This window comes from Lentilitoribacter sp. JB5-8, from assembly GCF_055693385.1.
On sequence record NZ_CM146332.1, the window covers coordinates 1,992,104 to 2,007,254 of the forward strand.

The window sequence follows — 15,151 nt, forward strand, 5'->3', positions numbered from 1 at the left end:
CTTATGAATTGGAACGGATCAATTGCATAAATTTTTCAATATTTATCTTTATGCCGCTATCGCATTCACATTTTTTATTTGGGGTGCAATGGCGCTGGTGGTTGGACCTTTAATGCCTGAAACGGTGAGTGCATTCTCGTTGTCCGGCACGCAAAGTGGCCTTATTTTTATCCTTTGGTCAACCGGATTCAGCATTGGCTCTTTAGGCTCAAAATACCTATTGGACCGATTTAAAATTGGTGTAATTTTGTCTGGAGCGGCTTTGCTGTCGGCGCTGTTTTGTTTGTTTTTATATGCCAGTGCCAACTTTATACAATATTTAACGAGCTTTTTGTTGCTGGGCACCATGGGTGGTGTCTCGTTTACGGCAGGACACACATTTGTCGGGCAAACATTTACCAAAAACAGGGCATCGGCATTAGGGGCGTTGGATGTGGTTTTCAGTTTGGGGAACGTAATTTCACCGCTTTTACTGATTGTGCTTTTTTCGTCGGGCTTTGGATGGCAATCGCCGTTTTTGATTGCAGCAATCGCGTTTTTAACAAGTACAGCGGCTTATTTTATGCTGTTTCGTTCGGCAAAAATATCGTCTTCTCACAGCGATGCTGAAGTTGATGAAAATTCAAACGTTCAATCAAACAGTTTTCCAAGTCTTGAGAAACTTCCCATTTGGGTTCTCGCTGTTCCAGCTTGTTTTTTGGGAGCTGTTGAATGGTCTCACAATATTTGGTTTGTAAGTTACGCGATTGATATCGGTCTTGACGATGATGTTTCACGCGTCTCTCATGCTGCATTTCTGGTTGGAATGATACTCATTCGTGTTTTAACAATCATCATTGGAAACAAAATTCATGATGCAAAGATCGTCAGAACCTTATTTGCGATGATCTTACTTGGCAATTTAGGCATTATCAGCGCGACCAATATTGAGCTTCAAATCTTAGCAAATGTCGTAATGGGTTTTGGAATGGGCGCCATGTTCCCGGTTCTTTTGGCAAGAGCCATGGACGTAAACCCAAATAGAAGCTCCAGTTTTTCGATCGCAATGATTTTGGGAACCACTGTTGGCGGGCAGTTATCATCGCTCTCAATTGGTGCTTTATCAGATGTATTTCCCATTTCACACGTTTTTATTTTGACTACTTTGTTCGTCGTCTTATTCATTATTAGTTTTGAAATTTTCCGCTCGCGGACACGTGCAGCTTTGGATAAGGTCAAACCATAGTCTTGCCAGTGATGCACAAACTGGTCTTAATAGACGCTTGTAATTTATCAGGACGGAAACGGAAATTGCTATGAAAACCAAATTATCCATTTTTACAGGCCTCATGCTTGGTGCTCTCATGCTCACACCAGCCCATGCAGGTGAAAATAAATGCGCCACCGGACTGACTGTTAAAGAGGGTGTACTCACCATTGCAACAGGCAATCCAGCATATTTCCCATGGGTGATTGATGATGCGCCTGAAAGTGCGCAGGGATTTGAAGCTGCTGTTGCATATGCAGTCGCGGAAAAAATGGGATATGGCAAAGACAAGGTTGAATGGGTGCGCGCAAGCTTTGATCAATCTATCCAACCTGGTCCAAAAGACTTCGACTTTAACCTTCAGCAGTTTTCAATCACCGAAGATCGCGAAAAGGTGGTTGATTTTTCAGAGAGCTATTATTCATCGCCCATGGCAGTGCTGATTAGAAAGCCAACTTTAGAAGCGGGTGCCACAGCAACTATGGAGAGTTTAAAGACGCTAAAATGGGGCGCAGGCGCATCCACAACAGCGCTTGGTTTTATCACCAATGACATTAAACCTGATAGCGATCCGCTGCTTTACGATGATGTCGCCAATGTCACCGAAGCCTTGAAAGCTGGCCAAATTGATGCTGGTTTATTTGATCTACCAACGGCTTTGTTTACAAGTGCTGTGCTGTTAGAGGATGGTGTCGTGCTTGGCCAATTCCCAGCTGAAATGGCGACAAACCCTGATCAATTTGGTCTGCTAATGTCCAATGATAACCCGATTAAACCATGTGTCGATGAAGGGGTGCGCCGGATTAAAGAAGATGGCACTTTATTGCGCATCGAAGCTGAATGGTTGCAGGAGACCACCGGGGTACCTGTGATAAAATAGTCAACTCCGTTCGTGTCACAAAATTCGACCAAAAGCCTCACACCGCGGCAACTCTATGAGTTGAAAGAGCGGCGTAAGGGCATCATCATAGCAAGCGTCAGCACCTTTATTGTGCTGGCGTTGATTATTGTGCTCATACCCTTGGCGCCCGGCTGGGAAGCTGTTCAAAAAAGTTTCTTCAATAAAGAGATTTTTCTTAAAACGTTTCCCAAGCTATTGAGCGCTTTTTGGCTAGATGTACTGATTTTCATGTGGTGCGCACCATTGATTGCTATTTTGGGATTGGCAATAGCCTTGTGTCGCGACGTGCAAACACCAGCTTTGTTTCCTCTTCGGATATTTGGTGCCATCTATACAGACATATTTCGGGGTGTTCCGGTTGTTTTAACCGTTTATCTCATCGGTTTTGGATTTCCGGGATTAGGCCTGCCCAGACCGTATAATAGTCCTTATATTTGGGGCTCAGTTGCGCTTATTCTTACCTATTCTGCGTATGTTGCGGAGATTTTTCGTTCCGGAATTGAGAGCGTGCATAAAAGCCAACGTGCAGCTGCTTCGTCGCTGGGTTTAAGCAATTCTGATGTCATGCGGTATGTCGTCTTACCGCAAGCCATTCGGCGCGTTGTGCCTGCGAATATGAATATGTTGATTGCCCTTCAAAAAGACGTCGCGTTGTTGAGCTTTATTGGCCCTGTTGAGATCTTCCGGCAAGCAGGTGTTTTCAAGTCACTTCTTGCAAACTTTACGCCTTATGTCGGGGCAGCGATCATATTCTTAGCAGTCACAATACCCGCAACACGCTTTGCAGATTATCTACTTGCCAAGCAAAATCGTGAGCGGTCTTAAGATGAGCAAATTACGGATAAAAAATGTCGTGAAAAGCTTTGGCGAAGTGACTGTTTTGAAAGGACTTAATCTGAATGTTGATGAAGGCGAAATGATTTGCCTTATTGGTGCTTCTGGTTCAGGAAAATCAACGCTTTTGCGCTCGATTAATCTGCTTGAACCCATTGATGATGGCGCCATCTGGCTTGATGGTGATGATATTTCGTTACCGGGTTTGGACCCCCAGCCTGTACGCCAAAAAATTGGAATTGTATTTCAAAGTTATAACTTGTTTCCACATATGAGCGCGGTTGAAAATGTGATGCTCGCGCCGCGGCGTATCTACAAAAAAACCCGAGAAGCACTCCGCCCTGAAATCGAACAATTGTTTGAAAAATTTGGTCTGGCCGATCGTATGGATCATTATCCTGATCAGCTTTCAGGTGGTCAGCAGCAACGAGTGGCTATTGTTAGAGCCTTGGCGATGAAGCCCGATATTATGCTGTTTGATGAAGTCACCTCCGCGCTCGATCCGGAATTGGTGGCAGAAGTGCTTGATGTATTGCGTACGCTTAAAGCACAGAATATGACAATGATTTTGGCAACGCACGAAATGGGTTTTGCCCGCGAAGCAGCTGATAGAGTGTGTATCTTACACGAGGGTGAGATTATCGAGGAAGGCAAACCTGATGAGATATTCTCAAATCCGAAACATCCGCGCAGTCAAGCGTTTTTAAAGAGCATATTATAAGGTATCAAAATGACATTTCCCATCGCTCTTACCATGTTTGTTGCTGCTGGCTTATTTTCTCCCGGGCCAAATGTTGTCATGCTCACTGCGTCCGGCGCGCGGTTTGGCTTTAAAGCAACATTGCCGCATTTATTGGGTGTTCCGATAGGTACCGGAATTTTGGCTGCATGTAGTGCGCTGGGTTTGAGTAGTTTACTGCTCGCAGTTCCCGGGCTTAAATTCACCTTTCAAATCATTGCGGCACTTTGGATTTTGTGGCTCTCGTGGAAAACCGCGCAAGCAGGACGGGCAGGGCGCGCTGAAGATAAGGGGCGGCCCTTTACTTTTACTGAAGCTATTTTATTTCAAGCGGTAAACCCAAAAGTGTGGGCTGTGACTTTAGCAGCATATGCCGGATTCGGTGGTGGTCTCTCACCGATGGGCGAAGCGCTTAGGTTGTTCATCACATTTGCCGGGATAAATTTAGCCGTCTGTTTGTTTTGGACCACCGTCGGGCATTTGCTATCGGGATTTTTAAAATCAGATCGCATGTGGCGCATGTTTATGATCACAATGGCAACCGTTATGGCGCTTACGGTTGTGATGATCTTTATTTAAATAACAAACAATTTATACAACTATAGATTATTATTGGTATTTGTTTTAACCTATATACTCGTAGCGACGGGGGTAAGGTATGATTGAACAAGATGCTGATGCAAAATACACACGTGAATTGATTATCAAAGTGAGTGTCAATTTATTTAGGGCATTGTTAGCGCTTTTGGTGTTTGGTGCTATCGCGACTTTTTTAATACAAATCAACGTGTTACCTAAGCTATTTGCTTATTGGAGTGGCAATGGTGAAACCCCAGGCCCCTCAGGTAGTGTCGCCTTGCCTTCTGTTTTGGTCTGCGGCGTTATTGGCGGATTTGTTAGCCTTCAAAGGCGATTAAAAGACTTAACCATGCAAGATCTTGAGTTGCTTGCAAACTCAAAGGTGTACTTGATGTTAGCGCCCATGGTTGGGGGCGTATTAGCCATGGTGCTATATCTCATCTTTCTCGCAGGTTTGCTGCGCGGTGATATGTTCCCCGAATTTGTTTCGCTTTCAAAGGATACGACAACAGGCTTTCCAACTATCTTTGAGCAATATGGACAGGATGGCTTTAGAGATTATGCCAAATTGTTAGTGTGGGCATTTATTGCGGGATATTCAGAGAAGTTTGTAACTAATGTGATCGGCCGGTTTGAAGGTTCAGCTGTTAAATCAATTCCGTCTGAGACAAAACCTACTCTTGTTGAAAGCAAGATAGAGACAGAAAAAATAACACTTGGTGAAGATGCGGATAAACCAGTTGCGGATGATAAAAATCAACAACAAAAGGATGATGGAAAATAGAGGTTTTGCCATTTGAAAAGGCAATAGTTGCTAAGTTTTAAACCAAGCATCGCCTGCGTCTTTTAATTCGCACTTATTCCCATCAGGATCGCAAAAGGTGCCAACCTGGCCCCATTCAAATTCTTTATAATCAACATCAATGCCACGGGCTCGAAGTTCATCAGATGCCACCTTCACATCTTCAACATTAAACCGAAGCATTGTAGGATTGTCTGCGTTTGGCTTAACACCACTATGCGCAACGCCACCCGTTTCAATCATCAAATAACCATCACCAAATCTTAAACAGAGCAGATAGCCTTTATCATACCAGACGGGAAGGCCAATTACATCGCGATAAAAGACGCAGCAGGCATCATAATTTTCAGTACCTAAGATTATCCCATGTGTTTTGATCTCAAATGGCGCGCTCATATCTATCTCCAAATGCCCATATGTTCCTGGCAATATTCGATGATTTTACGGTTCAGCTCGCGGCGATTGGCACCCTCGAAAATTTGTAAGTTAAGCGGTTCTAATTCGTCAGCTTCAGAAAATTCGGGCCGAAATTCACCAGCGTCAGTCCAAATTTGAAACCCGTTTTTCGCAACATTTGCCGATAACCAAATATCATCCTGAAATTGCGCAATTTCTGCAATATCAAGAACATCTCGTGTGAAAAAGCGTGGCTTAACCAAAACACCTGAAAAGCCTTCGAATATATCGATATATCCACTTTTGCGAAATGTGGGTTTTGCGAATTTAGTGGTAATTGCTGCCTTGATGCCTTCTTGAACAGCGATCCTGAAAGCACGTGTAATTTTATAAGGCACATCCATATATTTAGGATAGCGTTCAGCGCGTGGCAATTGCTTTGCAGTAAATTTACGTTGTTGACCGTTAAATGTTTCTACAAACAAACCGCTGCCTGTAATAGCACAATCGGGATGTTCTTTGGATTGCATTAATCGTCTTTGCGCCCAATCTTTATCATATACCCGGTCATCATCGCAGAATATAATATGCGTGTCGGGATCAAGGGTCGTATCAACAAGACAATGGATAACTTTGGACGCGGGTCCATCATCTTTATCGGGACGAATGAGCGTAATACCATCTGGAATATCAGGAAGTGCAATTCCATCATATTCAGGAAATCTAAGATATGATTTTGGGATGAACAGCCTGATTTCATCTATCTTTGCGGATTGTTCAAGTAAACTAGCAAGCGTGGGTCCGATTTTATCAAATCTGGATGGTATTGTGCTGAGTGAAATGATGACAGGCAATTTTGTTACTCTTTTGTCGTGTGACAGTATCGTGCTGTGTGGTGACTTTTTGTTCTCAGATTATGAGCTTAATTACAAGCTAAGCGACGCTAAAACAGAGTTTTGCAATAAAAAACCCGCCTGAAATGCATCAAGCGGGTTTGTTTTAATGAAAATGTCTGTGTTTAGGTTTTTGGCAACTCGTCCTGCGAACGGATGACTTTACCCAATAAACCATATTCCAAGGCCTCGTCTGTATTGAGCCAGAAATCACGTTTTGTATCCTCGTGGATTTTCTCCGGTGTTTGGCCTGTTGCTTCCGAGAACAAGATTTCAAAACGCTCACGCATTTTTTGAATTTGTTCTGCTTGAATTTCAATGTCAGAAGCCATACCGCGAACACCACCAGATGGTTGATGTAACAAGAAACGTGTGTTTGGCAGGCAATAGCGGTCTTCTTTTTCAGCGCCAACAAAGATCAATGCACCAGCAGATGCGACCCAACCAGAGCCGATTGTGCGCACTTTTGGTCGGATGAATTTGATCATGTCGTGCACCATGTCACCTGATTCAACATGACCACCTGGAGATGAAATAAACAGGTTGATTGGATCATCTGAATCTTCGGCAAGTGCCAAAAGGTGCGATGTGGCTTGGCGTGCGACTTTATCGTCAATACCGCCTGTGATTAAAACATTGCGGCTTTTAAACAAAAGCTCTGTGATACGGCCAGCGCTGGCATCCTTTTCGTCATTTTTATCTTTGTCTTCATCATTCATGAAAAATGTCATGTCTACCTCTTCCTGGCGTCGGCAAATTCATCTGATTTAAGAATCAATTGCCTGATCAAATCTGTTCGAGCAGAATGTAGGAATTTGAAATCCCAATGTCCACCTTAGCATGTGTTGTAACGGTAAATCAGTTAACGCTTGGATAAAACAGAACCGGATTTTTTGGGCTTATCAAGGATGCGGTAAATTTACGGTTTCCCACTGTCGCGTCCCAATGTGACTGGATTTGTAAACTTTGTCTTTTTTCAGCAAAAATTTGCGCGTTATTTCAAATCTTGGACGGTTTAACGCATTGTAGAATGCGTATCGAGAATATATATCTGGCGTAACACCACTTTGTTTTGAGTGGTAAAGGTAGCAAAGCGTGCAACTCATTTCAGGAGCCTTCATGACTTTTTCAAAACGTAATTTTTTGATAGCAACAGCAATGATGCTAACAGGCTCTGTGTTTGGCGCCACTGCAACGCTTGCAGATGAGTTCAAGTTTTCAATCCACCACTTTTTAAGCCCCAAATCGATTACCCATACCGATATGATTGTACCTTGGGCAAAACGTATTGAAGAAGCATCTGAGGGACGTATCCAGTTTGAAATTTTCCCAGCCATGTCTTTGGGCGGAAAGCCACCTGAACTATATGGTCAGGCGCGCGATGGCGTTGCCGATGTGATCTGGACGTTGCCTGGCTATACACCGGGCGTGTTTCCAAGATTAGAAGTGTTTGAACTACCAAATGTACATGATGGTTCTGCAGCTGCAACCAATGCTGCCATTCAGTCACTGCTTCCTGAATTGGCGGAAGATTTAGAAGATATTCATCCGCTATTGGTCCACACGCATTCAGGTAATGCGCTGCATTTGACATCTAAAGACGTTAAGAGCCTTGCAGATGTTAAAGGCCTTAAAGTTCGTTCTCCATCACGGACAGGTGCGTGGATGCTCGAATCCTGGGGCGCTGAACCAGTTGGTATGCCCGTACCGGCTCTACCACAAGCGTTAGCCAAGAAAACAGTCGATGGCGGTCTTGTCCCGTTTGAAATTGCCATACCGCTAAAACTCGCTGAGTTGACCGATTACTCAGTCGAGCTTGAAAGCGGTAAGCGATTTGGCACATCCACTTTCTTGTTCGCGATGAACAAAGCCTCCTACAATTCACTGCCAGACGATTTGAAAAAGATCATTGATGACAACTCCGGCGCAACATTTGCAAAAGAAATGGGTGAGCTATGGGACAGTGTTGAACCAAAGGGTATTCAGCTAGCAATCGACAAAGGCAATGAAGTCAATCAGTTATCTGCTGAAGCGAGTGCAGAATTTGCCACAAAAGCAGAAGAAGTTGGTGCACGCTGGTTAGAGGAAGTAACTGCAAACGGTATTGATGGTGCTGATCTATTGGCAAAAGCGCAAAATGCTGTCGCTGCCAACACCATGCAGAACTAATCGAGCTTTTTAAACAGATGAGCGCGCCAATCCCTTCGCACAGTAACCAACTGCGTGAAAACCAAGGCGCGCTTGTTTCAGGCTTTTCTAAAATCATCACTTATTGGGCGCTGCTTGGCGGTATCGCACTCATGCTAGCCGTATTGGTGACGGTGATTAACGCACTTGGATTTTCCGCCAATGTTTTGGTGCGAAATTTCGGCTTCAATGTCTCTGGTCTTTCCGGATATGAAGACATGGTCACCTTATTTGTCGGCTTTGCAGCGCTTAGCATGATGCCATATTGCCAGCTCAAAGGTGGGCACATTGCAGTTGATGTTTTCATGAAATCTGCACCGCGCATTATGCAATGGATCAGCCACATTACCTCAACGCTCCTCATGGCGGGAATTGCGTTGTTTTTTGCATATATGCTCAGTCAAGGGGTCGAACAGGCGAGGGGTGATGGCACAGTTACTGCCGTGCTCGGCTGGCCGGTGTGGGCCTTTATGCTGCCAGGCGTGATGTCATGCCTATTATGGTTTGCAGCAAGCCTTATTCAATTGGGCAAACTCCCTCAGAGCGCTGAGGTGAAATAATGGAACGCGAACTTATTGGACTTTTAGGCTTGTTTGCCGTTTTCATCCTGATCATGGTGCGCGTGCCTGTGGCGCTTGCGATGTTGGTTACGGGAATTTTTGGCTCATGGGCAATATCGCTGGCATCGCCGTTTTTAAAATTTGGTCCGTATTTGCTGCAGTTTAAAACCGCACTTTGGAATAGCGTTGCGAACTATGATTTGACGGTGATACCGCTTTTTATTTTGATGGGATTATTGGCATCAGAAGGTGGATTAAGTCGCGATTTATTTAAAGGTATCAGCGTGTTAACGCGTAATATTCGCGGCGGCGTTGCCATGGCAACAATCGGTGCTTGCGCAGGATTTGGTGCGGTCAGCGGTTCATCTATTGCAACGGCCAGCACAATGAGCCGCGTGGCGCTCCCTGAGTTCAAGCGTTTCAAATATGATGAAGGGCTCGCAACCGGTGTGCTAGCGGCAGGAGGCACCCTAGGAATACTTATCCCGCCCTCTGTCGCTTTGGTTATTTATGCGATCGTTGTCGAAGGTTCGATCATTGAAATGTTCCAAGCGGCCATCATTCCTGGTTTATTAGCAGCACTGTTCTTTGTAGCTGTTGTTTATTTCAGAGTGCGGAAATACCCAAAACTTGCGCCCGAGCTGCCGCCATTGGATGAAGCCGAGCGGCGTCAAGCGTTGTGGCGTCTTATTCCGGTACTTTCGATTTTTGGCGCGATCATTATCGGTCTTGGGTTGGGTTTATTTACACCCACGCCTGCAGCCTCCGTGGGTGTCGCGTTAATCCTTGTCTATGGTATTTTCATCCATCTGAGATCAGGACGAAACCCAAATATTGGCATTAGTTTACTTGGCCTTAAAAATGCGCTTTTAGAAACCGCGAAAACCGCTGGGATGATCTACTTCATTTTATTTGCTGCTGACATCTTAAAAGGCTTTTTTGCGCGATCTGGTTTGCCCATGGCATTAAGCGAATGGGCCGCAACGTCATCGCTTGAACCCTATATGATTTTGATCGCCATGCTCATCGTGTTGATCATACTTGGATGTTTCATGGAATCGCTTTCTATGATCTTGGTTATGGTGCCGTTTTTCTGGCCGGTTTTGGTCGAGCTAAATGGCGGGGATTATGTCACGGCATCCACCGCAGCATTTGGAATGGACATTGACGAACTCAAAATCTGGTTTGGCATTTTAGCGCTGATCGTCGTCGAACTTGGTTTGATCACACCACCCGTTGGGATCAATGTGTTTGTCATTAAATCATTCTCGCCAGAGACGCCGATCATGAAAATTTTCAAAGGTGTGATACCGTTTTTCACAATTGAATTATTGCGCGTTGCGATCATTCTTTTGGTGCCTGCTTTGTGTTTGTTTTTACCACGGATTTTATAAAATCACATTTATAACAATAAGTTATCGTCCCGAAATGAATCAATTTGGAAGACAGTTGAATCATTTTGTTGAGCGATTGAATTGCTTCATGTCTCCCTCCGTTTAAGCCAGCCTTTTCCCAGGACTTGAATTTCGTCTAGACATTCTGTCTATCTACTGATAGGTAGTTACACATTGATGCAAAATCTAACCACAATCTTAAACCACAAATTTGAGGCTTATTATGAAAATCTACGACATTGAAAACTTCCCAAATCCAGCACGTATCCGTATTGCACTTGGCGAAAAGGGGATTGCTGATAAGGCAGAATTTATCCCCGTTGATGTGATGAATGGCGAACATCGCACCGATGATTTTAAGGCGAAAAATCCAGATGCAACTGTGCCATGTTTGGAGCTTGAATGCGGCACGATGCTTTCACAATGTACCGCGATCACAGAATATATTGATGCTGAATATGATAACCTGCCAGGCTATTCGTCACTTACGGGTGATACGCCAAAAGAGCGCGCGGTTATTCATATGATGAACCGTAGAGCGGAAGCTAATTTATTGGATGCGGTGGGCGCATATTTTCACTTTGCAACCCCGGGTCTAGGACCAGAACTTGAAACCTATCAAAACGTATCTTGGGGCAATCGCCAAAAAGAAAATGCCATTGCAACCATGAAATATTTCAACACCGTTTTGCGCGATCATGAATTCCTTGCTGGAAAGAATTTTTCCATGGCCGATATTACCGCGTTTGCGGGATTAGCATTTGCTGATTTTGCCAAGATCGATATCCCATCAGAACTCTCGCATCTATTATCCTGGCGCGAAAAAGTTGCTGCGCGCCCGAGTGTTGCGGGTTAAGCTAAGGCAAGAGGAGTTAATATCATGAACTTGAACGCAAATTTTGATGAACGTGTCATCGTTCATTCAGATGAAGTGGAATGGAAAGCATCTCCCATGCCGGGAGTTGATCGCCGCATGCTTGACCGGATCGGCGATGAAGTCGCCCGTGCAACAACCATTGTCCGCTATGCGCCTGAAAGCAAATTTTCCGCCCATACACATACAGGCGGAGAAGAATTCATCGTTATTGATGGCGTATTTCAAGATGAGCATGGAGATTTTCCTGTCGGCACCTATGTGCGCAACCCGCCAACATCAAGCCATACACCCGGGTCTGATGAAGGTTGCACAATCTTTGTAAAACTCTGGCAGTTTGACCCAGAGGATCGCACGCAAGTCACTATTGATATGAACAACGAGCTTGAAAACACCGATAAAGCCGTATTGTTTGAAGACGCGCGCGAAACAGTATCTGTTCAAAACTGGAAGGCAGGCGAAAGCATTACAATCGATCTACCGCAAGGTGGCGAATTTCTGGTGCTTGATGGTGGCTTTAATGACGGTGAAGATGATTTGCGCAAGCATTCTTGGCTGCGTCTGCCACAAGGGTCAGAACTGAATGCAGTAGCTGGCGCAAATGGCGCAACGGTCTGGGTAAAAACTGGCCATTTGCCCTATGCTCAAGCACCAAGTGCTTAACTGGATTAAAGAATTTCTCGGCGGGTGCATTTATCTGCTTGCCGAGAATATATGTGCATTTGACCGAATTAAAGTTGAACCATGCCGCGGATCAAACTAAAATCCTGTTATGGAAAAAATTCTGATTTCAGCATGTCTTTTGGGGCGTCCCGTTCGGTATAATGGATCGGATAAAGCGTCAGGCGCAGCAGACATTCTCAATCTTTGGCAACAGCAGGGCCGTTTGGTTCCTGTGTGCCCAGAAGTTGCTGTTGGTTTCCCAACACCCCGCCCACCAGCGGAAATCAGATCTCAAGATGAGAAAAATGCAAATCACATTGATGGTCAAGACGTTATCGATGGCAAGGCCATCGTGGTGGAAGAAACCGGTGGTGATGTGTCTGAGCTCTATATCAAAGCAGCTCATGACACTGTTGCGCTGGCAAAAAGACACGGGTGCCGCCACGCTGTTTTAACCGATGGATCGCCATCTTGTGGTTCCAGTTTTATCTATGACGGCACGTTTTCCGGTGAAAGAATTTCAGGTATCGGAACCACGACTGCAGCGCTTCGCAAAGATGGCGTTACGGTTTGGGCTGAAACTCAGATCCGCGAATTAGCAGCGCTCTTGTGATTTGATTGCATTGGGTAGATGGGCTAACCGCCATATCGTGATAGGTTTTTAACTGGCGATATGTGGTCATCGAAAGGAACATGCCGCTTTCGAAACGTCTTATTGTCCAGACACTTAGGATCGCTGATCCGATCCATCCGAAAATGCCGAAAATCGTCGCGAGATGGGTCCCATGCCACCAAATACCAAAGAGGCGGTAGTATTAGCATGGCTTGCGGTTCAACCATTCGCATCGTTTTTAAGCCATTTGCATCACGATAGGAAAAGCTGATTTGTTGCTGCCCGAGAAATCCTTTTTCAAAAACGGCTAGTAAATTCGTATTCATTGTTCCAATGTCAGATATATTGACATCAGGAGACAGCTCTCCGACGAATAAACAATCTATAAATCGGCGTAGATCTCGTAATTTATCAGCTGGCAGTGCTTTCTCAATTTTCGCAAGACCCGCATTGGCCAATGTCGAAAACGGCAAATTTCCTGCAGCACGCATGGAAGCCACGCTGATCAAGAGTGCAAAAACCTCTGAAACCGATAAACGTGGTGTGGTTTGCACAGATTGCGGATCAAGTTGCACACCACCGCCAGGACCAGATTCTGAATAGATGACAAAACCTTGATCGCGTAAAGCGCTTAGGTCTCGCAATACCGTACGTTTAGACACGCCGACATCTTCCGCCAATGAGGCGATTGTCGATGTTCCGTTGCGGCGCAGGCTGCGCACAATGGCGTCTTGGCGAATAGAAACGTTCATATCATTAAGCTAACAAAAATTGGTGACAATATTTGTCACTAATTTCTTCTAGTCAAGATTTATGCGCTGCAAATGACAGCTTTCAGCATCATTCAAAACAATAAGATCGCATATGAAAAGGAATAGATATGTCTCACCTAAATGAATTTCCATCAGCCAACTTAGTCCCAGTTAATGGGATTGAATTGGAAGTATTTGAGGCTGGAACGCACAACAAGGGAAACCCAATCGTGCTATGCCACGGCTGGCCCGAACACGCTTTTTCCTGGCGGTTTCAAATACCCATGTTGGTTGCAGCTGGCTATCATGTCATTGTTCCCAATCAGCGCGGATTTGGAAATTCGTCCCACCCGAAATAAATAAATAAATATGATATCAATCACTTAGCCGGAGATCTCACGGCGTTGCTCGACCATTATGGTTATCAAGATGCGGTATTTATCGGTCATGATTGGGGCGCAAATATCGTTTGGAACCTTGCCATGCTGCATCCAAAACGCGTGCGCAAGATCATCAATTTGGCGCTGCCTTACCAAGAGCGCGGTGAAATCCCTTGGATTGAATTCATGCAGAAAGTCTTTGGCGATGACTTCTACTTTGTGCATTTCAACAAACAGCCCGGTGTTGCAGACAAAGTGCTTGACGCAAATGTTGCCAATTTCATGCGTAATATTTTCCGTAAAAATCTGCCTATAGAACCAACTCAGTCTGGCATGATGATGATCAATTTGGCGGAAGCCGAAGCACCATCTGGCGATCCAATAATGAGCGAGGGTGAGTTATCTGTGTTTATCTCAGCTTTTGAAAATTCCGGCTTTACCGGCGGGATCAATTGGTATCGCAACCTTGATCGCAATTGGCATATATTAGCGGATGTTGATCCGATAATTTCTCATCCGACACTAATGATTTATGGCACGCAAGATCTCATTCCACCGTCACCAAATCTCAAAAGTTTCGTCCCAAATGTGGATGTTGTGAATTTAGCTTGTGGGCATTGGATCCAGCAGGAAAAGCCTGATGAGGTCAATCAAATCATATCAGATTGGTTGGCGCGCTGAACAAATATCGCGTCGGGATTCACTGGGAAAATATAAAAACTAAAACCGGGCTTTAATGCTCGGTTTGAACGAATAATATTTTGTATCATCCGAGCTCTTCATGGCTTTGCCAGCCTCAGCTTTTAAAGAGATAATAAGATTTGTGGCGAGAAGTTTACGCTCTACATCAAGACCGACAAATGCAACGCGAGAGCTTTTCTCACTCAGTGTTGTAACGCTCAATGTGGTGGTTTTATAACTGCTTTTAACTTTACCCACGCCTAGATATGGCGCAATGGCAAATCCAAGTCCGCGTTTGCGGAATTTAGCGTAAACATTTGTTGTACTCATATCTGCTTCAACAGTGGTCGTAATTACGCCTGCAGTGGTTACTTTCTGCGGTGTCCCTATTGGACGAAATGCTGAGATACCACCACAAATGTCGAAAGTAATTGCGTTGGACTGACAAAGTTCAGCGCTACCGGTGAAGCCTAAAAAGAGCTTAGGAGCGGGGACAATGGTTGCATTGGACGTCATGACAGTCGCACCCGCGCCAAAATCCACATCGAAATAAAAGCTTTTGATCAGACCATTCGCCTGAGCGCTATTCACAGTCGCAAATAAGGTTGCAGTCAAAAGAATGGATTTCAGCTTTGTCATCATAAATTCCAATTATGT

Annotated in this window: 17 protein-coding genes and 1 pseudogene; 13 read left to right on the forward strand and 5 right to left on the reverse strand. The window is 44.7% G+C overall.

Annotated elements, in window-relative coordinates; genetic code table 11:
• Window positions 1-22 precede the first annotated feature (22 nt).
• The 6 genes from ACZ1GZ_RS09550 (at window position 23) to ACZ1GZ_RS09575 (ending at window position 5,083) form a co-directional block, all read left to right on the forward strand.
• Window positions 23-1,225, forward strand: a complete 1,203-nt coding sequence (locus tag ACZ1GZ_RS09550; protein ID WP_472664621.1) for an MFS transporter — start codon at window positions 23-25, stop codon at window positions 1,223-1,225.
• A 70-nt stretch (window positions 1,226-1,295) separates the two neighbouring features.
• The gene (locus ACZ1GZ_RS09555; RefSeq protein ID WP_472664622.1) at window positions 1,296-2,126 is read left to right on the forward strand and encodes an ABC transporter substrate-binding protein; all 831 of its coding nucleotides are present in this window, start codon (window positions 1,296-1,298) and stop codon (window positions 2,124-2,126) included.
• Window positions 2,127-2,138: 12 nt separating this feature from the next.
• Window positions 2,139-2,972, forward strand: a complete 834-nt coding sequence (locus tag ACZ1GZ_RS09560; RefSeq protein WP_472664623.1) for an amino acid ABC transporter permease — start codon at window positions 2,139-2,141, stop codon at window positions 2,970-2,972.
• A gap of 1 nt (window position 2,973) precedes the next feature.
• Entirely contained in the window at window positions 2,974-3,702 is a 729-nt protein-coding gene (locus ACZ1GZ_RS09565; protein WP_472664624.1) for an amino acid ABC transporter ATP-binding protein, read from the forward strand.
• A gap of 9 nt (window positions 3,703-3,711) precedes the next feature.
• On the forward strand, window positions 3,712-4,299 hold the full coding sequence (locus ACZ1GZ_RS09570) for a LysE family translocator (protein ID WP_472664625.1): 588 nt from the start codon (window positions 3,712-3,714) through the stop codon (window positions 4,297-4,299).
• A gap of 79 nt (window positions 4,300-4,378) precedes the next feature.
• Complete coding sequence (locus ACZ1GZ_RS09575) at window positions 4,379-5,083, forward strand: hypothetical protein (protein ID WP_472664626.1); 705 nt, start codon at window positions 4,379-4,381, stop codon at window positions 5,081-5,083.
• 30 nt (window positions 5,084-5,113) lie between these two features.
• On the opposite strand, the gene ACZ1GZ_RS09580 is transcribed toward ACZ1GZ_RS09575, so the two are convergent.
• The 3 genes from ACZ1GZ_RS09580 to ACZ1GZ_RS09590 all read right to left on the reverse strand — a co-directional run bounded on the left by ACZ1GZ_RS09580 (window position 5,114) and on the right by ACZ1GZ_RS09590 (window position 7,109).
• On the reverse strand, window positions 5,114-5,497 hold the full coding sequence (locus tag ACZ1GZ_RS09580; protein WP_472664627.1) for a VOC family protein: 384 nt from the start codon (window positions 5,495-5,497) through the stop codon (window positions 5,114-5,116).
• Window positions 5,498-5,499: 2 nt separating this feature from the next.
• Window positions 5,500-6,351, reverse strand: coding sequence for a glycosyltransferase family A protein (locus ACZ1GZ_RS09585; RefSeq protein WP_472664628.1), 852 nt, complete (start codon window positions 6,349-6,351; stop codon window positions 5,500-5,502).
• Window positions 6,352-6,515: 164 nt separating this feature from the next.
• Entirely contained in the window at window positions 6,516-7,109 is a 594-nt protein-coding gene (locus ACZ1GZ_RS09590; protein ID WP_472668275.1) for an ATP-dependent Clp protease proteolytic subunit, read from the reverse strand.
• 400 nt (window positions 7,110-7,509) lie between these two features.
• Here ACZ1GZ_RS09590 and ACZ1GZ_RS09595 point away from each other — a divergent pair, with 400 nt between their 5' ends.
• The 6 genes from ACZ1GZ_RS09595 to ACZ1GZ_RS09620 all read left to right on the forward strand — a co-directional run bounded on the left by ACZ1GZ_RS09595 (window position 7,510) and on the right by ACZ1GZ_RS09620 (window position 12,681).
• The gene (locus ACZ1GZ_RS09595; protein WP_472664629.1) at window positions 7,510-8,559 is read left to right on the forward strand and encodes a TRAP transporter substrate-binding protein; all 1,050 of its coding nucleotides are present in this window, start codon (window positions 7,510-7,512) and stop codon (window positions 8,557-8,559) included.
• Window positions 8,560-8,576: 17 nt separating this feature from the next.
• Window positions 8,577-9,137, forward strand: a complete 561-nt coding sequence (locus ACZ1GZ_RS09600) for a TRAP transporter small permease (protein ID WP_472664630.1) — start codon at window positions 8,577-8,579, stop codon at window positions 9,135-9,137.
• Window positions 9,137-10,531 carry a TRAP transporter large permease gene (locus tag ACZ1GZ_RS09605; RefSeq protein ID WP_472664631.1) on the forward strand — a complete coding sequence of 465 codons (1,395 nt, stop codon included), beginning with the start codon at window positions 9,137-9,139 and terminating at the stop codon, window positions 10,529-10,531. Before ACZ1GZ_RS09600 ends, ACZ1GZ_RS09605 begins: the two co-directional genes overlap by 1 nt.
• Before the next feature lie 223 nt (window positions 10,532-10,754).
• Window positions 10,755-11,387: a glutathione S-transferase gene (locus ACZ1GZ_RS09610; RefSeq protein WP_472664632.1), complete on the forward strand. Its 633-nt coding sequence runs from the start codon at window positions 10,755-10,757 to the stop codon at window positions 11,385-11,387.
• 24 nt (window positions 11,388-11,411) lie between these two features.
• Window positions 11,412-12,068, forward strand: coding sequence for a cupin domain-containing protein (locus ACZ1GZ_RS09615; RefSeq protein WP_472664633.1), 657 nt, complete (start codon window positions 11,412-11,414; stop codon window positions 12,066-12,068).
• A 109-nt stretch (window positions 12,069-12,177) separates the two neighbouring features.
• A complete protein-coding gene (locus tag ACZ1GZ_RS09620; protein WP_472664634.1) occupies window positions 12,178-12,681 on the forward strand; it encodes a 2-thiouracil desulfurase family protein in 504 nt (167 codons plus the stop codon).
• A gap of 23 nt (window positions 12,682-12,704) precedes the next feature.
• On the opposite strand, the gene ACZ1GZ_RS09625 is transcribed toward ACZ1GZ_RS09620, so the two are convergent.
• A complete protein-coding gene (locus ACZ1GZ_RS09625) occupies window positions 12,705-13,433 on the reverse strand; it encodes a helix-turn-helix transcriptional regulator (RefSeq protein WP_472664635.1) in 729 nt (242 codons plus the stop codon).
• Between the two features lie 128 nt (window positions 13,434-13,561).
• Here ACZ1GZ_RS09625 and ACZ1GZ_RS09630 point away from each other — a divergent pair.
• A pseudogene (locus ACZ1GZ_RS09630) lies at window positions 13,562-14,494 on the forward strand (alpha/beta fold hydrolase).
• A 39-nt stretch (window positions 14,495-14,533) separates the two neighbouring features.
• On the opposite strand, the gene ACZ1GZ_RS09635 reads toward ACZ1GZ_RS09630, so the two are convergent.
• Complete coding sequence (locus tag ACZ1GZ_RS09635) at window positions 14,534-15,133, reverse strand: hypothetical protein (protein WP_472664636.1); 600 nt, start codon at window positions 15,131-15,133, stop codon at window positions 14,534-14,536.
• Window positions 15,134-15,151 lie beyond the last annotated feature (18 nt).

What these genes read in the sequence shown, in the direction of transcription:
- ACZ1GZ_RS09555 (WP_472664622.1), top strand. Translation starts at nt 1,296, where the DNA reads ATGAAAACCAAATTATCCATTTTTACAGGCCTCATGCTTGGTGCTCTC.
- ACZ1GZ_RS09565 (WP_472664624.1), top strand. Translation starts at nt 2,974, where the DNA reads ATGAGCAAATTACGGATAAAAAATGTCGTGAAAAGCTTTGGCGAAGTG.
- ACZ1GZ_RS09570 (WP_472664625.1), top strand. Translation starts at nt 3,712, where the DNA reads ATGACATTTCCCATCGCTCTTACCATGTTTGTTGCTGCTGGCTTATTT.
- ACZ1GZ_RS09575 (WP_472664626.1), top strand. Translation starts at nt 4,379, where the DNA reads ATGATTGAACAAGATGCTGATGCAAAATACACACGTGAATTGATTATC.
- ACZ1GZ_RS09580 (WP_472664627.1), bottom strand. Translation starts at nt 5,497, where the DNA reads ATGAGCGCGCCATTTGAGATCAAAACACATGGGATAATCTTAGGTACT.
- ACZ1GZ_RS09590 (WP_472668275.1), bottom strand. Translation starts at nt 7,109, where the DNA reads ATGAATGATGAAGACAAAGATAAAAATGACGAAAAGGATGCCAGCGCT.
- ACZ1GZ_RS09595 (WP_472664629.1), top strand. Translation starts at nt 7,510, where the DNA reads ATGACTTTTTCAAAACGTAATTTTTTGATAGCAACAGCAATGATGCTA.
- ACZ1GZ_RS09600 (WP_472664630.1), top strand. Translation starts at nt 8,577, where the DNA reads ATGAGCGCGCCAATCCCTTCGCACAGTAACCAACTGCGTGAAAACCAA.
- ACZ1GZ_RS09605 (WP_472664631.1), top strand. Translation starts at nt 9,137, where the DNA reads ATGGAACGCGAACTTATTGGACTTTTAGGCTTGTTTGCCGTTTTCATC.
- ACZ1GZ_RS09610 (WP_472664632.1), top strand. Translation starts at nt 10,755, where the DNA reads ATGAAAATCTACGACATTGAAAACTTCCCAAATCCAGCACGTATCCGT.
- ACZ1GZ_RS09615 (WP_472664633.1), top strand. Translation starts at nt 11,412, where the DNA reads ATGAACTTGAACGCAAATTTTGATGAACGTGTCATCGTTCATTCAGAT.
- ACZ1GZ_RS09620 (WP_472664634.1), top strand. Translation starts at nt 12,178, where the DNA reads ATGGAAAAAATTCTGATTTCAGCATGTCTTTTGGGGCGTCCCGTTCGG.
- ACZ1GZ_RS09625 (WP_472664635.1), bottom strand. Translation starts at nt 13,433, where the DNA reads ATGAACGTTTCTATTCGCCAAGACGCCATTGTGCGCAGCCTGCGCCGC.
- ACZ1GZ_RS09635 (WP_472664636.1), bottom strand. Translation starts at nt 15,133, where the DNA reads ATGACAAAGCTGAAATCCATTCTTTTGACTGCAACCTTATTTGCGACT.